The following is a 16,801-nucleotide window of genomic DNA, read 5'->3' as shown; positions in this document are numbered from 1 at the left end:
GCCGCAATGGCGCTATCACACCGCCCTCATAAGGTGAATGCCTGACCATGCCTGAATTGCCCGAAGTCGAGACCGTCCGCCGCGGCCTTCAGCCCGTCATGGAGGGTGCGAAAATCGTCGTCGCGGAGGCCCGCCGGCCGGACTTGCGCTTTCCGTTCCAGCCCGATTTCGTCGCCCGGCTGCAGGGGCAGATCGTCACGGGGCTCGGCCGGCGTGCAAAATATCTCATGGCCGATCTCGGCTCCGGCGACGTGCTGCTGATGCATCTGGGCATGTCGGGCTCATTCCGCGTCATCAAGCCCGACAACGAGGCCGCGCCAGGCGAGTTTCACCATCCCAAGGGCAAGGACTCCGCGCACGACCATGTGCTGTTTCGGATGTCTTCCGGCGCCGACATCGTCTTCAACGATCCGCGCCGCTTCGGTTACATGAAAGTGATCGCGCGCAATGCGATCGAGGACGAGCCGCTCTTACGCGACCTCGGCCCCGAGCCGCTCGGCAACGAGTTCGACGCCGCGATGCTGGCGCGCGCCTGCCGGGACAAGACCACCAGCCTGAAGGCCGCGCTGCTCGACCAGCGCGTCGTCGCGGGCCTCGGCAACATCTATGTCTGCGAAGCCCTGCACCGCTCGCATCTGTCGCCGCGCCGGATCGCCGCGACGCTGTCGACGAAGAAGGGGGAAGCGACCGATCACGCCAAGCGGTTGGTCGGTGCGATCCACACCGTGCTGAACGACGCCATCAAAGCCGGTGGCTCGTCACTGCGCGACCATCGCCAGACTTCGGGCGAGCTCGGCTATTTCCAGCATTCCTTCAAGGTCTATGACCGCGAAGGCGAGACATGCGCGACGCCGCGCTGCGGCGGCACGATCAAGCGTTTCACCCAGAACGGTCGTTCGACCTTCTGGTGTCCGAAGTGTCAGAAGTGACGCTGTGCGGCTACAAATGCTGGCGCACGGCCATTTTGCCTGACGAGTCAGACGCCTGCGCGCCGTCGCCGCGATAGCTTGGCAAGCAGCGCTTCTACTGTGCATGGGGTTGTTTTCGAGATCTCGTTCGAGGGCGCGTTGGTCCTCGCCTGAAACCGCGAAGCGAAGCAATCCGGCCGGGCTGTAGGCCGGATTGCTTCGTCGCCTGGGCTCATCCACCGGACGGCGAAGAGCCCGTCTGGCCTCGAGCGATCGCCCCGCTCAGGACGCCAGAACGGTGGTCTCGTCCGCCGACCGCTCGCCGGCGGCGTGCATCATCCCGTCCGCTGCCGACAGCACCTGATCGATCAGCAGATTGCCGGTGGAGAGCTCGAGACGAGTCTCGATCCAGCGCCAGAGGCCGCGGATCTCCTCGGTCGACTTGCCGTTCGGCGCGAACTCGCTGACGGCGAGGCCCGAGGCGAGCGAGTCCTGGTGGTCGTTGCGCATCGCGATCAGCGGGCGTGCGAGCACTTCGGCGAGATCGAGCGCGGCTTCCTCGGCGAGCGTGTTGGCCGCGTTGTCGATGCGCTGGCCGCGGATCGGCGTCTGGTTCAGCACGAAGCTATAGGAACGCTTCCAGGCGCGCGCGACGCTGACGGTGGAGGCGGTCGCCTCGATGTCGGCGACGCTCGGGCGGGCCGGGATCAGGCAGAGATCGGAATGGCGGATCGCGGCGGTGGTCGCGGCGGAGAGGCCGGCCGCGGTGTCGACGATCGCGAGCTGGAGGCCGCTGTCGGCCAGCATGTTCAGCCGCGGCGCGAAATCGGCGGCGTGATAGATCGGCTCGACGACGAGATCGTCGTTGTTGCGGCGGCGGGCCCAGTTGGACAGGGTGCCCTGCGGGTCGGTCTCGATCAGGCGGACGGTGAAGCCGGCCTGCCTGGCAGCCAGCGCGAGGCCGATGGCGAGCGTGCTCTTGCCGCTGCCACCCTTTTGGGTGGCCAGTACGATCGTGTGCATTGGACGATGAATCCTTTGGAGTGCCTGGGTCTTTGGGGTAACGCCACGCGAACGTGCATCGCTTCTGGATGCTGAGCTCTTCTCGCTCAGGACGTGCCCTGCCCGATCCAAAGGGGACCGCGGATGTCCGAATCAACACTGACGATGATGGCAGAATCAGGAATGCCAGTTAATCCGTACCAGTACTGGACCCGTAGAAGTGCGTATGATGTGCTCGCCATCGTGAACAAGAAGAAGGGTAAGCGGCATGAGCGGCAACTGGCGGGACCGGACGGCTACCACTTTTGAATGCCAGAAGATGCCGGCGGTCTCGAGCCGCGGCATGGTGGTGAGCAACCACCCGCTCGCCTCCAGCGCCGGCGCCGAGATGCTGGCGGCCGGCGGCAACGCCATCGATGCCGCGATTGCGACGCTGTTCACGCTGACCGTTGTCGAGCCGATGATGGTCGGCATCATCGGCGGCGGCATGGCCCATATCAGGCTCGCCGATGGCAGCCATCGCGTTATCGACGGCCAGAGCACGGTGCCCGCTTCGGTACGCGACACCACCTACACCTCCAGGCCGGGCTCGGCTCACGACGTGTTCGACACCGTCGGCAACGAGAACCTCAACGGCCCGAAAGCGGTTGCGACCCCGGGCTCGCTGAAAGCCTGGTGCGAGACGCTGCGGCGCTTCGGCACCATGAGCCTCGCCGACGTCATGCAGCCCGCGATCAAGCACGCCGCGCGCGGCTACGCGGCGACGCCCTATTTGCACGAATGCATCAGCGAAAGCGCCGCCGAGATGCGCAAGGACAAGCCGATCGCGGCGATCTTCCTGCCCGGCGGTGAGCCGCTCAAGGTCGGCGAGCGCGTGGTGCAGGCCGAATATGCGGAGACGCTCCGCTACATCGCCGAGCACGGCGAGCAAGCGCTCTACGAGGGGCCGCTCGGCGACATCCTCGCCGACTACATGGAAAAGGCCGGCGGCTTCATCCGCCGCAACGATCTGACCAGCTACAAGACCGTCGAGCGGCAACCGATCCGCGCCGACTATCGCGGCTGGGCCATCTTCGGGCCGCCGCCGCCTGCGGCCTCCGGCGTGCACATCGCGCAGATGCTGAACATTCTTGAGGGCTATGACATCGGCAGCCTCGGCTTCGGCACATCAGAGACAATTCATTATCTCGCCGAAGTCCTGAAGATCGCCTTCGCTGATCGCGCCGCCGCCAGCGGCGATCCCGACTATGTCGGGGTGCCCGTGGAGAAGCTGACCTCGAAGGCTTACGCCGAGGAGCGCCGCGGCGCGATCGATCCGGCGCGGGCGCAAGCCTGGGGCGCCGGCGTCATGCAGCTCGAAAGCGCGCACACCACGCACATGACGGCGGCCGATGGTTTCGGCAACGTGGTCGCGACCACGCAGACCATCAACAACCTGTTCGGCGCCAAGATCATGATTCCGGGCTTGGGGGCCATCGCCAACAATTACATGAACCTGTTCGATCCGCGGCCGGGCCACGCGCTGTCGCTGGCGCCGGGCAAGCGCGTGACGACCTCGATGTCGCCGATGATGGCGCTACGCGACGGCAAGCTGCGCTATGCGCTGGGCCTGCCCGGGGGAAAGCGCATTTTCCCGAGCGCGATGCAGGCGCTGATCAACCTGATCGACCACGGCATGAGCTTACAGGAAGCGGTCGAGGCGCCGCGCGTCTGGACCGAAGGCAACGCGCTCGAGGTCGAGCAGGCCGTGCCCGAGGCCGTGCGTGAAAAACTCGCGACGCTCGGCCACAAGGTTCAGCCTGTCGCAACGGTTGCCGGCGGCATGAACGGCATCGCCTTCCACGACGACGGCACCATGACCGGCGCCGCCTGCTGGCGCGCGGATGGCACGCCGGTCGGGATCTCCGGCGGCCTCGCGAAGAGCGGGATCCGGTTCAGGCTGAGTTGATTACTATTTCCGCACACAGATCACGCGCACGACGGCGGCCTTCGCATCAGTCGACGTGCCGTTCGCGGTAACCGCGTTCGCCTTCAGGAAATCGCGCACGGTATCGGCGGAGACCATCACCGCCTGTGACGCCGGCACAGCTGTCGAAGGACCCGCGACCATCGCCGGCTTCAGCAGCGCGATGCCGACGAATTTTCCATCGTTGTCGATGGTCGGGCTGCCGGAGAAGCCGACGGCGGGCGGTGGCGACAGCGCGGAGTCGCTCGCCGTCACCGGCGCGAGCGCTCCCCTGACGCTCGACACGCCGGCTGCGCCGCCCTGGTTTTGGGGATCAGCGATGCCGACGACATCGACACTTGCCTTCGCCGCGCCGCCAGCGAGGCTGAGCGGCTTCAAGCCGCGCGTGCCATAGATGTGCAGCAGCGCGAGGTCGTGCTCCTTGTCCTCGGCGAGGCGATCGGCATTGCCGTAGCCGCCGATTGTGATCGCGAGGCAGGAATCGGTGACGAGACGATCCGTGACGATCGCACCATCGTCGCTGACGACGAGGCCGGTGCCATATCGACGGTCTTGCGCGGCGGCGGTCCGGCCTGGGGCGCCGTGGGAAACGCATTGAACGCGCTCGACATCGCGATCACGACCGGCTCGACCGTGTTTTCGGTCGCCTGGTCGTAGAGGATCGTCATGATCCGGACCTCGTCACCCTTGAAGGTCCCGCGCACGTAAAACTTCTTCAGACCTTGCAACCCTGAAAGCACGAAGAAGCCCGGCTTCACCACGGTGTAGTCGACCTTGCGCCCGGCCGGCTCCTTTTTCTCTGTTTCAGCGAGTTTTGCGCTGGTCGGGTTCGCTTCCTTGCGGCGGCTGAGCAGCACCTGCAACGTTCCCGTGGGCGAGCTCCATTTCGAGCCGCTGGCGTCGGTGGCCTGCTGCGGCACCAGTTTGGAGGGAATGCCGAGCCGCGCGCCGCTTGTCATCTCCGTCACGATCTTCCAGCCGACGCTGTCCTGCTTGCGCCGTGCGGTCTCGGCGAGCGCGGCGCGCTCCTGCGGATTCAGCACACCGGTCGGCTTGCCGCCCTTGGCCTTCTGGTATTCCTTGATGGCGTCGACCATGCGCGAGCTGACGTCGCCGGTGATGGCGCCGTTATATTCGCCGACCCAGGCGAGGTCGGATTGCAGCGACAGCCGCTCGGCCTGCGCCATCGCGTCGGCCGTTTCCGACGGCGTCTGCAGGGCGGGCGGCTTGATCGGCACGGTCTGGACCGCCTTTGGCTTGGTGCCGGGGACCTGCGGCGTCGTCATCTGGGCGCCGGCGCCTGTGGCCGACGCCAACATCAGTGTTGCCGCAAGCATCGATCTCATGACAAATCCAGCCAGCCCATTGAACGCGCTGCCATTGAAGCACATCTCGTTGGTCGCGAACAATCTCGGGGTGGTTCAGGAGTAAGAGACAGTGCTGAGCCCGGACGAACTTGAACGCTATGCCCGCCATATCGTGCTGCGCGATGTCGGCGGCCCCGGCCAGGCCGCGCTGAAGCGGGCCTCCGTGCTGGTGATCGGCGCCGGCGGGCTCGGCGCGCCCGCGCTGATGTACCTGGCTGCCGCCGGCGTCGGAACGCTCGGCGTGGTCGATGACGACGTGGTGTCGTTGTCCAATCTTCAGCGCCAGGTGATCCACACGACGCCCGACATCGGCCGGCACAAGGTCGAGAGCGCGGCTGAGCGGATCGCGGCGCTCAATCCGCATGTGAATTTCGTTGGTCATGCCACGTGGCTCAATGCCGACAATGCGCTGAGCCTGATCGGCGATTACGATCTCGTGCTCGACGGGTCCGACAATTTCTCGACCCGCTATCTGGCCTCGGACGCCTGCTTCTTTGCGAAGCGGCCGCTGATTACCGCGGCGCTCGGCACGTTCGATGGTTCACTCACCACCATCCGTGCGCACGAGACGAACGAGCAGGGCGAGTTCAATCCGACCTATCGCTGCCTGTTTCCGGAGGCGCCGCCGCCCGGCACCGTGCCGGCCTGCGCCGAAGCCGGCGTCATGGGTGCGCTTGCGGGCGTGATGGGCTCGATGATGGCGCTGGAGGCAATCCGCGAGATCGTCGGTTTCGGCGACGGCCTGGTCGGCCGCCTCCTGATGATCGATGCGCGCGCGATGCGCTTCGAAACGCTGCGCTACGCGCGCGACCCGGCCAATCCGCTCAATGGCGACGGGCCTGTGATGTCAGATCTCAGCGCCCATCGCGTCGGAGGGTGACGCTCAGAGCACGCACCACTCCGTCGGTGCGGACCGGCTCCCGGAACAATCGGCGAGCGGCCCCAGTCCCCTTCCCTGGATCAGGGCGAACGCTGCGAACACCAACAGACTGATGGCGACGAAGAGCCACGACTTTGCGATGGGGGCGCCACCGGAATGATCTGGGTTGATACGTGCCGCCGCGACTAGCAAGCCCATGGGCGCCACCCCCAGTGTCAGAAGACCTTCCAGCGCGCTGCGGGTGGGCAGGGGCGCCCACATCCATCCGGCCAGTACGGCTGAAATCGCCGCCGCGACATAGGCCAGATAGATCGCACGCGCGCTCGGCGCCGCGGGATCACGAAGCAGCAAGGCGATCCAGCGCACGATTGCCACATAGGAGAGTACGCCGACAGTGGCGAGCAACGGACGCCAGACCAGGGGCCAGTGCCAGCGCATTGCGATGAAGTGCCAATCGTCCCGATCAAGAGCAGGATGAGCGATGATCTGGGCTGCTACCCACAGCAAGCTGATTGCGCTGAACATGAACAGCGTCATTCTCATCGCGGAGTTGCCGACACGGCGCATCGGCAGCGCGAGGACCAGCCCGCCAAACACCAAGCCGGATATGGCGCCGCCTGCATCGGTCAGCGACGTCGCTCCGTGACAGCGGAACCAGATGGATGTCAGCAACTGGATCTCACCGCCTGCGGCAATGCAGCCGAGGCCGTGCCCAACCGTTTCGTGACAGATCGCCGCAAGAGTTGCCGCCAGAAGCCCGGCGGCCAACACGGTGAGGACATGGTCTCTCTGCGGCGAAGGGGTCACGCGCGATGACAGCTCCGTGTCCCCTGCGCCCATGCGGCAACCCTTCTTCAACGGGAGGACCGCGGCGCCCTCAGAGCATGCTCGGCAGCACGCGATCCGGCGGCTTGTGGGCATCGAGGAAGGTGCGGATGTTGATGATCACCTTCTCGCCCATCTCAACGCGGCCCTCGATCGTGGCCGAGCCCATATGCGGCATCAGGATCACCTTGCCGGCCTTCGCAAGCCGCACCAGCTTCGGATTGACCGCAGGCTCGTGCTCATAGACGTCGAGGGCGGCGCCGCCGATCTCGCCGCCTTCGATCAGCTTGATCAGCGTGTCCTCGTCGGTGACTTCGCCGCGCGCGGTGTTGACGATGTAGGCGTCCTTGCGGATCAGCTTCAGCCGCCGCGCAGACAGCAGGTGGTAGGTCGCCGGCGTGTGCGGACAGTTCACCGAGATGATGTCCATCCGCGCCAGCATCTGGTCGAGGCTTTCCCAATAGGTCGCGCCAAGCTCTTCGGCGATCTTCGGGGCGACGGGACGGCGATTGTGATAGTGGATCTGCAAGCCGAAGGCGCGGGCGCGGCGTGCCACCGCCTGGCCGATACGGCCCATGCCGATGATGCCGAGGCGCTTGCCGCCGATGCGGTGGCCGAGCATCCATGTCGGCGACCAGCCTGCCCAGGGCTTTCCTTCCGTCAGCACCGAAGCGCCCTCGATCATCCGGCGCGGCACCGCCAGGATCAGCGCCATGGTCATGTCGGCGGTGTCTTCGGTCAGCACCTTCGGCGTGTTAGTGACGGTGATGCCGCGGGCATGCGCGGCTTCGACGTCGATATTGTCGACGCCGTTGCCGAAATTGGCGATCAGGCGGAGCTTGCAGTCGGGCTGGTTGACGATGTCGGCGCTGATGTGGTCGGTGACCGTGGGAACCAGGATGTCGGCGGTGCGCGCAGCTTCGGCGATCTGCTCGGCGGACATCGGCGTGTCGTCGAGATTGATGCGGGCGTCGAACAGTTCGCGCATCCGGGTCTCGATCGAGTCCGGCAATTTGCGCGTCACCACGACAAGGGGCTTTTTCTTCACCGACATGTCCTGCCCTCATGAGGCGTTGCAGGCCGCCTCTGTCGCCAAAGGCCGGCCGTTGAGGCCTCATTAACCCGGTTGTTCGACACTGCCTTGGCCGTGTGGTCCCCGGCGTTTCCTTCAAGCTCTCCCGAGATTTCCGGCCGGAAAATCGGGACAAACTGGTTGTTCAAGTGTCCGTCCTCTCTAGCAGAAGGCCGGGCCAAGACAAGTTGGCTTCGGGAACACCGCGTGGGGCGGGAGGGATTGCGCGGCAGGTTTTGGAATTCGGGGTGAGGAACCTGGCCCAGCCGGGTCCTCGACAGGAGACGGGTTGATGGCGTTGGGGCGTTTTTGTTCGGTGATGACGCTCGTTTGCACCTGGTTGAGCGCTTCGGTCAGCCCCGGGCACTCGGCCAAGGATACCACACCCCAGACCGCGAGCGGCCTGCCGGTGCCGCGCTATGTCAGCCTCAAATCGGATCACGTGAACGTTCGCGCCGGCCCGACCAAGGACAATGATGTGGCCTGGGTCTACACCCGTGCCGGCCTGCCGGTCGAAATCACCGCGGAGTTCGAGAACTGGCGCCGGGTGCGCGATTCCGAAGGCGCCGAGGGCTGGGTCTATCACTCGCTGCTGTCGGGCCGTCGCACTGCGGTGGTCACCATGAAGCACAAGGACGAGCTTGCGCCGATCTACGACCGCGCCGATTCCGACAGCGCAGTGGCGGCCAAACTCCAGGCCGGCGTCGTCACGACGGTGAAAAAATGCACCACCAGCTGGTGCCACGTCACCGGCAGCGGCTTTGACGGCTGGATTCAGCAGGAACGCCTCTGGGGCGTCTATGCCGACGAGCAGGTGAACTGACGCGGCAGGCTCCAGCGCCTAGCCCAAGAACGTAGATGGCCGGGACAAGCCCGGCCATGACGACCAATTCAGCGGTTTGGATCGCTCTCAGCGTTTCTTGCGCAGGCGCACGACCATGTCGATGCGCGCGATCTCGTAACCCTCGGGCACCTCCGGCATCTTGGACAGCGCCAGATGCGGGTCCTCGATATCGACCAGCTCGTGGCTGTTCTCGAGGTAGTAATGGTGGTGGGTGGTGACGTTGGTGTCGAAATAGGTCTTGGTGCCGTCGACGCTGACCTGGCGCAGCAGGCCGGCATCGGTCAGCTGGTTCAGCGTGTTGTAGACGGTTGCGAGCGAGACCGGGACCTTGGCCAGGGTCGCTTCCTCATAGAGCATTTCAGCCGTGAGGTGGCGTGCGCCCTTGCCGAACAGCAGCCAGCCCAGAGCCATGCGCTGGCGCGTCGGGCGCAGGCCGGCAGACTGGAGCATTTCATTGACGTCGTGCCATGGGCAACCCGTCAGGGCCGGCTGGCGGCCGGACAGAAGGGCCGCATGGACGTCATCGTCGCGACGGGGCGCGTTGTTCTCGCTCATTTCCAAAATTCAGGCACGCGTTGACACTATCTGCCTGCAATATAAGGACAGATAGATGCAGATGCAAGTTTCTCGCAACTAGAGCGGTTCTAATCCCGCAAGGAACCGGACCCGAGTCCCGTCATTTTACCTTCATGAGATTGCTTTGCCACCGAAATGGCCTGTGTTAGAGAGCGCGCGGTTCCGCTGAGCCTGATGTGGCGCGGCCGGGCATTGAGGCCGGGTTCGCAAGTCCATGGTTCGCAGGACCATCCGGGCTCTCGGCATTCGCGCCTGCTGACGACGGCGAAAGGCGTTGCTTTCCGAACGAAACGGGGCCCATTTTTGCCAGAAACGCCGCTCAATCGGGGTTCAAACAGAGGCTTCCGCATGCTGAACAGGCGCAACGGTTACGAATACGAAGATCTGCTGGCCTGTGCCCGCGGCGAAATGTTCGGTCCGGGCAACGCTCAGTTGCCGCTGCCGCCGATGCTGATGTTCGATCGCATCACGGAAATTAACGACAATGGCGGCGAGTTCGGCAAGGGCCTGGTACGCGCCGAGCTCGACGTGAAATCCGACCTCTGGTTCTTCGGCTGCCACTTCAAGAACGACCCCGTGATGCCAGGCTGCCTCGGCCTCGATGCGCTGTGGCAAATGGTCGGCTTTTACCTCGGCTGGACCGGAGGCGAAGGGCGTGGCCGCGCGCTCGGCCTGAACGAATTAAAGTTCAGCGGCCAGGTGCTGCCCGAGGCCCGCAAGGTTGTGTACAACGTCGACATCAAGCGCGTGATGCGTTCAAAGCTCGTGCTCGGCATTGCCGACGGATGGCTTTCGGTCGACGACCAGATTATTTATCGCGCCAAGGATCTGAAGGTCGGTCTGTTCAAGCAGGGCGTGAACCTGGGCTAACGCGCATCATCAAGAAGACAACGATATAGGCGAGGCTGTCATGAGGCGGGTTGTGGTCACCGGGATGGGTATCGTCTCGTCGATCGGAAACAACACCCAGGAAGTGCTTGCGAGCCTTCACGAGGCGAAGTCGGGCATTTCGCGGGCCGAGAAATATGCCGAGCTCGGCTTCCGCTCGCAGGTACAAGGTGCGCCCACGCTCGATCCTTCGACGGTGGTCGACCGGCGCGCGATGCGTTTCCTCGGCCAGGGCGCCGCGTGGAACCACGTCGCGATGGAGCAGGCGATTCAGGACTCCGGTCTATCGCCCGACGAAGTCTCCAACATCCGCACCGGCATCATCATGGGCTCCGGCGGACCGTCGGCCCGCACCATCGTCGAATCCGCCGACATCACCCGCACCAAGGGACCGAAGCGCGTCGGTCCGTTTGCAGTGCCGAAGGCAATGTCGTCCACGGCGTCCGCAACGCTCGCCACCTGGTTCAAGATCAAGGGTGTGAACTACTCGATCTCCTCGGCCTGCGCGACGTCGAACCATTGCGTCGGCAATGCCTATGAGACGATCCAGATCGGCAAGCAGGACGTCGTCTTCGCCGGCGGCTGCGAGGAGCTCGACTGGTCGCTCTCGGTGCTGTTCGACGCCATGGGCGCGATGTCCTCGAAGTACAACGACACGCCCGCCACCGCCTCGCGGCCCTACGACGTCAACCGCGACGGTTTTGTCATTGCCGGTGGCGCGGGAGTGCTCGTCCTGGAAGAGCTCGAGCATGCCAGGGCGCGCGGCGCGCGCATCTACGGTGAGATCGTCGGCTATGGCGCGACCTCGGACGGCTACGACATGGTCGCCCCATCGGGCGAAGGCGCCGAGCGCTGCATGCGCATGGCGATGTCGACGGTGAAGACCAAGGTCGACTACATCAACCCGCACGCCACCTCGACGCCGGCCGGCGATCCGCCCGAGATCGACGCGCTCCGCCGCGTCTTCGGCTCCGGCGAGAAGTGCCCGCCGATCTCGGCGACCAAGGCGCTGACCGGCCACTCGCTGGGCGCGACCGGCGTGCAGGAGGCGATCTACTCGCTGCTGATGATGAACAACGGCTTCATCTGCGAAAGCGCTCACATCCAGGAGCTCGATCCGGTGTTCGCCGACATGCCGATCGTGCGCAAGCGGATCGACAACGTCAAGATCGGCACCGTGCTCTCGAACTCGTTCGGCTTTGGCGGCACCAACGCCACGCTGGTGTTCAGCCGGATGGATGTGTGACGGCATTGTTGGCGCATCGTTGATTTTCTCGTCATGGCCGGGCATAGCCGTCCGAAGGACGGCGTCGCTTCGCTCGCCTGAGTCCCGGCCATCCACGTTTTGAACCCGGCGCCCGGCATGAAAGCGGAAGGTGATCCTGCAATGGAAGGTTTGATGAAAGGCAAGCGCGGTCTGGTCATGGGCATCGCCAATGATCATTCGATCGCCTGGGGCATGGCGAAGACGCTGCACGCCCATGGCGCCGAGCTTGCCTTCACCTTCCAGGGCGAAGCGCTCGGCAAGCGCGTCAAGCCGCTTGCGGAATCTCTTGGTGTCGAGTTGGTACTGCCTTGTGACGTCGAGGACATCGCCAGCGTCGATGCCACGTTCGACGTCTTGCGCGAGAAGTGGGGCAAGCTCGATTTCGTCATTCACGCGATCGGATTTGCCGACAAGAACGAGCTGAAGGGCCGCTACGCCGACACCAGCCGCGAGAATTTTTCGCGCACCATGGTGATCTCCTGCTTCTCCTTCACGGAGGTTGCAAAGCGCGCGGCCGATCTGATGACGGACGGCGGCAGCATGATCACGCTGACCTTCGGCGCCTCCGAGCGGTCGATGCCGAATTACAACGTGATGGGCGTGGCCAAGGCGGCGCTGGAATCCTCGGTGCGCTATCTCGCCTCCGATTTCGGACCGCGCGGCATTCGCGTCAACGCGATCTCCGCCGGACCCATCCGAACGCTCGCCGGCTCCGGCATCGGCGAGGCGCGTGCGATGTTCGCCTTCATGCAAAAGCACTCACCGCTCCGCCGCGGCGTCACGCTCGACGAGCTCGGCGGCTCGGCACTGTATCTGCTGTCCGAACTTTCGGGCGGCGTGACCGGCGAGATCCATTATGTCGATTCCGGCTACAACATCGTGCTGATGCCGAGGCCGGACGATTTGAAGGCGGAAAGCTAACCGGCCGCGATTGTCTCTGCGCGCCGGAACGCCGGCCGTGCCATGCAGCGCGCGATATAGGCATCGAAGGCCGGGCGCGACGGCACCATCTTGAACAGGCGCACCGCGAAATTCAGGCCCGAGCCGATCGTGACGTCGGCCGCGGAAAACTCCTCGCCGAGAATCCACGGCCCCTTTTCCAGCGCCGCTTCCATCACGTCGAAGACCTGAGTCGCGCTGCCCCAGGCGGCGGTCGAGGTCGGCACCTCGATCTTGGTGAAGATCTGGATGATCGCCGGCTCGATGCAACTCGGCGAGAAGAACAGCCATTGCAGATAGCGCGCGCGGCGCGGGTCGGTCACATCAGGCGCCAGCTTCGTTTCGGGATAGCGGTCGGCGATGTAGGCGCAGATCGCAGCGGCTTCGCCGAGCGCGGCATCGCCATCGCTGAGCGCCGGTACCTTGCCCATCGGATTGATCTTCAGATAGTCCGGCGCTTTCTGCGCGCCGGTCGAAATGTCGGTGAGCACGCGCTCATAGGGAAGGCCGCTCTCTTCCATCAGCCACAACGTCGAGAACGAACGCGAGCGAGGCGACCAATAGAGCTTGATCATGGGGCATTCCCTTTGTTCTTCCACCGGTAGTACTTCATCATGAAGCCGTTCGACGGCTCGATCTCTTCCTTCTCGAACACGAATCCTTCGCGCTCATACCAGCGCCAGGCCTTTTCGTTCTCGCGGACGCAGCGCAGGTATATCTCGTCGGGCATTTGCGTGCGCGTGAAGGCAAGCAGCTTTCGACCGAGCGATTGCCCCTGATAGGCAGGCCCGACGAACAGCATGTCGAGATAGAGGTTTGGCAGATGCAGCGCCAGCATCGCGGCGATGGTGCCGGTGTCGTCGGCGACGAACAGGCTCCAACCATTCTCGACCTCGCGCCGGATGCGCGCACGCAGATTGGCCAGCAGGAATTCGCTGGCCTCGCCAAGCCCGGTCGAGACCCAGCTCTCCATCCAGACGCGGCCGATCTCGTCATATTCATCGGTGCGGGCGGGACGGATGATCGGATCTGCCATCGCGGCCTCTCAAGCTTTCTGGCCGCGCGCGGTCTGCCGCGGGCGCGCCTTGCCTGCTGACAGGCACACCACCTCGGAGATCTGGAGCAGCTGGCGCGCCAGCGGACTGGTCTTGCGCCAGACCATGCCGATGGTACGCGACGGCTCCGGGTCGCGGAAGCGCGACAGCGAGACCGAAGCCGATCGCGTCTCCACCGACACCGCCATCTCCGGGATCAGGGTGACGCCAATGCCGGCGCTGACCATCTGGACCAGCGTCGAGAGCGAATTCGCATCCAGCATCTCGCGCGGCGGCGCCGATTGCATGTTGCAGAACGACAGCGCCTGGTCGCGGAAACAATGGCCCTCTTCGAGCAGCAACAGCCGCATCTCGCGCATCATCTCGCGCGACGGCACTGGGGTGCCCGCATCCGTGCCCGGCCGCACCAGCAGGAATTTCTCTTCGAACAAGGCGACCTCGGTGAGCGAGGGTTCGGACACCGGCAGCGCGACGATGGCGGTGTCGAGGCGGCCCTCGACCAGCTCCTGGATCAGCCGCGGCGTCATCGTCTCGCGCACGCGGATGTCGAGCTCCGGATGCATGCGCGTGAGATTCTTGGTGATCTTGGGCAGCAGATAGGGCGCGATCGTCGGGATCATGCCGATCCGCAAGCGGCCCGCAAAGCGGTCCTGCGAGGCGCGGGCGAAGTCGCCGAGTTCGTCGACCGAGCGCAGGATCTCGCGGACGCGCTGTGCGAGTTCCTCGCCGAACCGGGTCAGCGCGACCTGGCGCGCGCTGCGCTCCAGCAACAGCCCGCCGAGCGCCTCCTCCAGTTCCTTGATCTGCATCGACAATGCCGGCTGCGAGATGGAACAGGCTTCCGCGGCGCGGCCGAAATGACCATGACGCGCCAGCGCGTCAAAATATCGCAGCTGGCGCAGCGTCAGATTGATCATCAGAAAAACCTATCGCAGCGATCATTAAAGTCAACTTCCCCTGATCGAACGCGACGCTTAGAGTGGTTCTACCTGGTCAATGGCGCAGTGCGACGCCACCAGAGGAGGTATTCATGGACGACACTTCGAAGTGCCCGTTTTCGGGCGGCAAACGCGTGCCAGCGAACCGCGACTGGTGGCCCACCAACCTCAGCATCGAGATGCTGCACAAGAACTCCGGCCTGTCCGATCCGATGGGCAAGGACTTCGACTACGCCAAGGAATTCAAGACGCTCGACCTGAACGCAGTCGTCAAGGACCTCACCGCCCTGATGACGGATTCGCAGGAATGGTGGCCCGCCGACTTCGGTCACTATGGCGGCCTCATGATCCGCATGGCCTGGCACAGCGCGGGCACCTATCGCATCACCGACGGCCGCGGCGGCGCCGGTGCCGGTCAGCAGCGTTTCGCTCCGCTCAACAGCTGGCCCGATAACGCCAACCTCGACAAGGCGCGCCGTCTGCTCTGGCCGATCAAGCAGAAATACGGTCGCAAGATTTCCTGGGCCGACCTGATGGTGCTCGCCGGCAACGTCGCGCTGGAGTCGATGGGCTTCAAGACCTTCGGCTTCGCCGGCGGTCGCGCCGACGTCTGGGAGCCGGAAGAGCTCTATTGGGGTCCCGAAGGCACCTGGCTCGGCGACGAGCGCTACAGCGGCGAACGCCAGCTCGCCGAGCCGCTCGGCGCCGTGCAGATGGGCCTCATCTACGTCAACCCGGAAGGCCCGAACGGCAAGCCGGATCCGATTGCCGCGGCGAAGGACATCCGCGAGACCTTCTTCCGCATGGCGATGAACGACGAAGAGACCGTCGCGCTGATCGCCGGCGGCCACACCTTCGGCAAGACCCACGGTGCCGGCGATCCGTCGCTGGTCGGTCCCGAGCCGGAAGCGGGCGCGCTGGAAGACCAGGGTCTCGGCTGGAAGAGCAAGCATGCGTCGGGCCTCGCCGGTGATTCCATCACCAGCGGCCTCGAAGTGACCTGGACAACGACGCCGACGAAGTGGAGCAACAACTTCTTCGAGAACCTGTTCAAGTACGAATGGGAGCTGACGAAGAGCCCGGGAGGTGCGAACCAGTGGACGGCCAAGGGTGCCGACGCCATCATTCCGGATCCGTTCGACAAGTCGAAGAAGCATCGGCCCACGATGCTGACCACCGACCTCTCGCTGCGCTTCGATCCGGCCTATGAGAAGATCTCGCGCCGCTTCCTCGAACACCCCGATCAGTTCGCGGACGCGTTCGCCCGCGCCTGGTTCAAGCTGACCCATCGCGACATGGGTCCGATCCAGCGCTACCTCGGCCCGCTGGTGCCGAAGGAGACGCTGATCTGGCAGGATCCGATCCCGGCCGTGAACCACGAGCTGGTCAGCGATCAGGACATTGCTGCGCTGAAGACCAAGATCCTGGCTTCGGGCCTGTCGGTGTCCGAGCTGGTCTCGACCGCCTGGGCCTCGGCCTCGACGTTCCGCGGCTCGGACAAGCGCGGCGGAGCCAACGGTGCGCGCATCCGTCTTGCTCCCCAGAAGGACTGGGAGGTGAACCAGCCTGCCCAGCTCTCGAAGGTGCTTGGCAAGCTCGAAGCGATCCAGAAGGACTTCAACGCGTCGTCAGGCGCCAAGAAGGTCTCGATCGCCGACCTCATCGTCCTCGGCGGTTCGGCCGCGGTCGAGAAGGCCGCCAAGGATGCCGGCGTCGACGTCAAGGTCGGCTTCACGCCGGGCCGCATGGATGCTTCGCAGGAGCAGACTGACGCTGCCTCCTTCGCGCCGCTCGAGCCGCGGGCCGATGGCTTCCGCAACTACGTCGGCAAGAAGCACCAGTTCCTGCAGCAGGAAGAAGCGCTCATCGATCGCGCGCAGCTTCTGAAGCTCACGGGTCCCGAACTCACGGCGCTCGTCGGCGGTCTGCGCGTGCTCGGCGCCAACGCGAACGGGTCAAAGGCGGGCGTACTCACCTCGAAGGTGGGCACGCTCTCCAACGACTACTTCGTCAACCTGCTCGACATGAGCACGCAGTGGTCCCCGGCTGCCGACGGCTCCTACGAGGGTCGCGACCGCAAGACCAATGCGGTGAAGTGGACCGGCACGCGCGCCGATCTCATCTTCGGTTCGCACTCGCAGCTCCGCGCCTATGCCGAGGTCTATGCGACGTCGGACTCGAAGCAGCAGTTCGTGCAGGACTTCGCCAAGGCCTGGACCAAGGTGATGAACCTCGACCGGTTCGACCTCGCGGCCTGATCCCAGCGCACAGCGA

Annotated in this window: 16 protein-coding genes and 1 pseudogene; 9 read left to right on the top strand and 8 right to left on the bottom strand. The window is 64.7% G+C overall.

Annotation, left to right across the window (positions count from 1 at the left end):
* Window positions 1-47 precede the first annotated feature (47 nt).
* Complete coding sequence (gene mutM, locus XH90_RS00340; protein ID WP_194478676.1) at window positions 48-929, top strand: bifunctional DNA-formamidopyrimidine glycosylase/DNA-(apurinic or apyrimidinic site) lyase; 882 nt, start codon at window positions 48-50, stop codon at window positions 927-929.
* Between the two features lie 261 nt (window positions 930-1,190).
* On the opposite strand, the gene XH90_RS00335 is transcribed toward mutM, so the two are convergent.
* Window positions 1,191-1,931 carry a ParA family protein gene (locus tag XH90_RS00335; RefSeq protein WP_194478675.1) on the bottom strand — a complete coding sequence of 247 codons (741 nt, stop codon included), beginning with the start codon at window positions 1,929-1,931 and terminating at the stop codon, window positions 1,191-1,193.
* 123 nt (window positions 1,932-2,054) lie between these two features.
* On the opposite strand from XH90_RS00335, the gene XH90_RS00330 reads away from it, so the two are divergent.
* Together XH90_RS00330 and ggt are read left to right on the top strand one after the other, a co-directional pair.
* Window positions 2,055-2,219: a hypothetical protein gene (locus XH90_RS00330; protein WP_194478674.1), complete on the top strand. Its 165-nt coding sequence runs from the start codon at window positions 2,055-2,057 to the stop codon at window positions 2,217-2,219.
* On the top strand, window positions 2,179-3,858 hold the full coding sequence (ggt, locus tag XH90_RS00325; RefSeq protein ID WP_194478673.1) for a gamma-glutamyltransferase: 1,680 nt from the start codon (window positions 2,179-2,181) through the stop codon (window positions 3,856-3,858). The genes XH90_RS00330 and ggt overlap by 41 nt, the downstream gene beginning before the upstream one ends.
* Window positions 3,859-3,861: 3 nt before the next feature.
* On the opposite strand, the pseudogene XH90_RS00320 reads toward ggt, so the two are convergent.
* Window positions 3,862-5,222, bottom strand: a pseudogene (locus tag XH90_RS00320) (serine protease).
* Between the two features lie 91 nt (window positions 5,223-5,313).
* On the opposite strand from XH90_RS00320, the gene XH90_RS00315 reads away from it, so the two are divergent.
* The gene (locus tag XH90_RS00315) at window positions 5,314-6,123 is read left to right on the top strand and encodes a molybdopterin-synthase adenylyltransferase MoeB (RefSeq protein ID WP_194478672.1); all 810 of its coding nucleotides are present in this window, start codon (window positions 5,314-5,316) and stop codon (window positions 6,121-6,123) included.
* Between the two features lie 3 nt (window positions 6,124-6,126).
* Here the strand turns inward: XH90_RS00315 and XH90_RS00310 are convergent, their stop codons facing one another.
* Both XH90_RS00310 and XH90_RS00305 read right to left on the bottom strand, forming a co-directional pair.
* Window positions 6,127-6,963 (bottom strand): hypothetical protein, encoded by an 837-nt coding sequence (locus tag XH90_RS00310; RefSeq protein ID WP_194478671.1) that lies wholly within the window; start codon window positions 6,961-6,963, stop codon window positions 6,127-6,129.
* A 37-nt stretch (window positions 6,964-7,000) separates the two neighbouring features.
* Window positions 7,001-8,002 (bottom strand): D-glycerate dehydrogenase, encoded by a 1,002-nt coding sequence (locus tag XH90_RS00305; protein WP_194478670.1) that lies wholly within the window; start codon window positions 8,000-8,002, stop codon window positions 7,001-7,003.
* Between the two features lie 310 nt (window positions 8,003-8,312).
* On the opposite strand from XH90_RS00305, the gene XH90_RS00300 reads away from it, so the two are divergent.
* Window positions 8,313-8,843, top strand: a complete 531-nt coding sequence (locus XH90_RS00300) for an SH3 domain-containing protein (protein WP_194478669.1) — start codon at window positions 8,313-8,315, stop codon at window positions 8,841-8,843.
* Window positions 8,844-8,930: 87 nt separating this feature from the next.
* Here the strand turns inward: XH90_RS00300 and irrA are convergent, their stop codons facing one another.
* Entirely contained in the window at window positions 8,931-9,419 is a 489-nt protein-coding gene (gene irrA / locus XH90_RS00295; protein WP_194478668.1) for an iron response transcriptional regulator IrrA, read from the bottom strand.
* 369 nt (window positions 9,420-9,788) lie between these two features.
* On the opposite strand from irrA, the gene fabA reads away from it, so the two are divergent.
* The 3 genes from fabA to fabI all read left to right on the top strand — a co-directional run bounded on the left by fabA (window position 9,789) and on the right by fabI (window position 12,516).
* Window positions 9,789-10,310, top strand: a complete 522-nt coding sequence (gene fabA / locus XH90_RS00290) for a bifunctional 3-hydroxydecanoyl-ACP dehydratase/trans-2-decenoyl-ACP isomerase (protein WP_194482543.1) — start codon at window positions 9,789-9,791, stop codon at window positions 10,308-10,310.
* A gap of 40 nt (window positions 10,311-10,350) precedes the next feature.
* Window positions 10,351-11,574, top strand: a complete 1,224-nt coding sequence (gene fabB, locus XH90_RS00285) for a beta-ketoacyl-ACP synthase I (RefSeq protein WP_194478667.1) — start codon at window positions 10,351-10,353, stop codon at window positions 11,572-11,574.
* Between the two features lie 141 nt (window positions 11,575-11,715).
* Window positions 11,716-12,516, top strand: a complete 801-nt coding sequence (gene fabI / locus XH90_RS00280) for an enoyl-ACP reductase FabI (protein WP_194478666.1) — start codon at window positions 11,716-11,718, stop codon at window positions 12,514-12,516.
* Here the strand turns inward: fabI and XH90_RS00275 are convergent.
* The 3 genes from XH90_RS00275 to XH90_RS00265 are packed head-to-tail and all read right to left on the bottom strand — an operon-like array spanning window position 12,513 to window position 14,506.
* The gene (locus XH90_RS00275) at window positions 12,513-13,109 is read right to left on the bottom strand and encodes a glutathione S-transferase family protein (protein WP_194478665.1); all 597 of its coding nucleotides are present in this window, start codon (window positions 13,107-13,109) and stop codon (window positions 12,513-12,515) included. The two genes, fabI and XH90_RS00275, sit on opposite strands and share 4 nt — an antisense overlap.
* The gene (locus tag XH90_RS00270; RefSeq protein ID WP_194478664.1) at window positions 13,106-13,570 is read right to left on the bottom strand and encodes a GNAT family N-acetyltransferase; all 465 of its coding nucleotides are present in this window, start codon (window positions 13,568-13,570) and stop codon (window positions 13,106-13,108) included. Before XH90_RS00270 ends, XH90_RS00275 begins: the two co-directional genes overlap by 4 nt.
* Before the next feature lie 9 nt (window positions 13,571-13,579).
* Window positions 13,580-14,506: a hydrogen peroxide-inducible genes activator gene (locus XH90_RS00265; RefSeq protein WP_194478663.1), complete on the bottom strand. Its 927-nt coding sequence runs from the start codon at window positions 14,504-14,506 to the stop codon at window positions 13,580-13,582.
* Between the two features lie 113 nt (window positions 14,507-14,619).
* Here XH90_RS00265 and katG point away from each other — a divergent pair, with 113 nt between their 5' ends.
* Window positions 14,620-16,785 carry a catalase/peroxidase HPI gene (katG, locus tag XH90_RS00260; protein WP_194478662.1) on the top strand — a complete coding sequence of 722 codons (2,166 nt, stop codon included), beginning with the start codon at window positions 14,620-14,622 and terminating at the stop codon, window positions 16,783-16,785.
* Window positions 16,786-16,801: the final 16 nt, after the last annotated feature.

It is taken from the genome of Bradyrhizobium sp. CCBAU 53338, from assembly GCF_015291665.1.
Lineage (GTDB): Bacteria > Pseudomonadota > Alphaproteobacteria > Rhizobiales > Xanthobacteraceae > Bradyrhizobium.
The sequence above is the reverse complement of the archived record's forward strand: the minus strand, read 5'-3'. Positions and strand labels throughout refer to the sequence as shown.

Excerpts from the sequence above, each read along its gene's own strand:
- mutM (WP_194478676.1), top strand. The coding sequence starts at position 48 with ATGCCTGAATTGCCCGAAGTCGAGACCGTCCGCCGCGGCCTTCAGCCC.
- XH90_RS00335 (WP_194478675.1), bottom strand. The coding sequence starts at position 1,931 with ATGCACACGATCGTACTGGCCACCCAAAAGGGTGGCAGCGGCAAGAGC.
- XH90_RS00330 (WP_194478674.1), top strand. The coding sequence starts at position 2,055 with ATGTCCGAATCAACACTGACGATGATGGCAGAATCAGGAATGCCAGTT.
- ggt (WP_194478673.1), top strand. The coding sequence starts at position 2,179 with ATGAGCGGCAACTGGCGGGACCGGACGGCTACCACTTTTGAATGCCAG.
- XH90_RS00310 (WP_194478671.1), bottom strand. The coding sequence starts at position 6,963 with ATGGGCGCAGGGGACACGGAGCTGTCATCGCGCGTGACCCCTTCGCCG.
- XH90_RS00305 (WP_194478670.1), bottom strand. The coding sequence starts at position 8,002 with ATGTCGGTGAAGAAAAAGCCCCTTGTCGTGGTGACGCGCAAATTGCCG.
- XH90_RS00300 (WP_194478669.1), top strand. The coding sequence starts at position 8,313 with ATGGCGTTGGGGCGTTTTTGTTCGGTGATGACGCTCGTTTGCACCTGG.
- irrA (WP_194478668.1), bottom strand. The coding sequence starts at position 9,419 with ATGAGCGAGAACAACGCGCCCCGTCGCGACGATGACGTCCATGCGGCC.
- fabA (WP_194482543.1), top strand. The coding sequence starts at position 9,789 with ATGCTGAACAGGCGCAACGGTTACGAATACGAAGATCTGCTGGCCTGT.
- fabB (WP_194478667.1), top strand. The coding sequence starts at position 10,351 with ATGAGGCGGGTTGTGGTCACCGGGATGGGTATCGTCTCGTCGATCGGA.
- fabI (WP_194478666.1), top strand. The coding sequence starts at position 11,716 with ATGGAAGGTTTGATGAAAGGCAAGCGCGGTCTGGTCATGGGCATCGCC.
- XH90_RS00275 (WP_194478665.1), bottom strand. The coding sequence starts at position 13,109 with ATGATCAAGCTCTATTGGTCGCCTCGCTCGCGTTCGTTCTCGACGTTG.
- XH90_RS00270 (WP_194478664.1), bottom strand. The coding sequence starts at position 13,570 with ATGGCAGATCCGATCATCCGTCCCGCCCGCACCGATGAATATGACGAG.
- XH90_RS00265 (WP_194478663.1), bottom strand. The coding sequence starts at position 14,506 with ATGATCAATCTGACGCTGCGCCAGCTGCGATATTTTGACGCGCTGGCG.
- katG (WP_194478662.1), top strand. The coding sequence starts at position 14,620 with ATGGACGACACTTCGAAGTGCCCGTTTTCGGGCGGCAAACGCGTGCCA.